Annotated in this window: 1 pseudogene; it reads right to left on the bottom strand. The window is 61.0% G+C overall.

The features are described 5' to 3' along the window. Nucleotides 1-241 (bottom strand): annotated as a pseudogene (locus ABAC402_RS40550) (calcium-binding protein); the annotation flags it as partial.

Below are 241 nucleotides of genomic sequence, written 5' to 3'. Positions count from 1 at the left end.
TCGAGAAGATCGGCCCCGTCTTCGCCGGTCAGCGTGTCATTGCCGCCAAGCCCGGTCAAGCGGTTGCTGCCCGTATTGCCCGTCAAACGATTGTCAGAGGTATTACCGGTGCCGTTCAGGTCACCCGATCCTGTCAGCAGAAGGTTTTCCAGGTCTTCGGCCAGGGTGTAACTCAACGAAGCCTGGACCTCGTCAGCACCGCCGTTGGCCAGTTCGGTCAGGACGTCGCCGGCGCTGTCAA

Source organism: Asticcacaulis sp. AC402 (genome assembly GCF_000495835.1).
Taxonomy (GTDB): Bacteria; Pseudomonadota; Alphaproteobacteria; order Caulobacterales; family Caulobacteraceae; genus Asticcacaulis.
The sequence above is the reverse complement of the archived record's forward strand: the minus strand, read 5'-3'. Positions and strand labels throughout refer to the sequence as shown.